This window comes from Paenibacillus sp. 32352 (genome assembly GCF_002042965.1).
GTDB classification, from domain to species: Bacteria; Bacillota; Bacilli; order Paenibacillales; family NBRC-103111; genus Paenibacillus_S; species Paenibacillus_S vulneris.
In genome coordinates this window covers 1-315 of record NZ_MZNT01000062.1, presented here as the reverse complement: position 1 = coordinate 315, position 315 = coordinate 1, and the positions used below count along the sequence as shown (strand labels likewise).

Below are 315 nucleotides of genomic sequence, written 5' to 3'. Positions count from 1 at the left end.
AGGAGCCAGCCGCCGAAGGTGGGGTAGATGATTGGGGTGAAGTCGTAACAAGGTAGCCGTATCGGAAGGTGCGGCTGGATCACCTCCTTTCTATGGAGTCTATGTTACCTGTAGGGTAACGGACATTATGCAGTATATACTGCAAACAACATTCACTCGTTGCTCAGTTTTGAGAGGACAAAATTCTCTCAGTTTCAATACGATTGTTCCTTGAAAACTAGATACTGAAATACAAATGCGTAGAGCAATACAACGTGTATTAGCATGGTTAAGCTAATAAGAGCACACGGAGGATGCCTAGGCGCTAGGAGCCGA

The 315-nt window shown here is 45.7% G+C and carries 1 rRNA gene; it reads left to right on the top strand.

Features of this window, described 5'->3' with window-relative positions:
* Positions 1-90 (top strand): 16S ribosomal RNA (locus B1728_RS35585); the annotation flags it as partial.
* Positions 91-315: the final 225 nt, after the last annotated feature.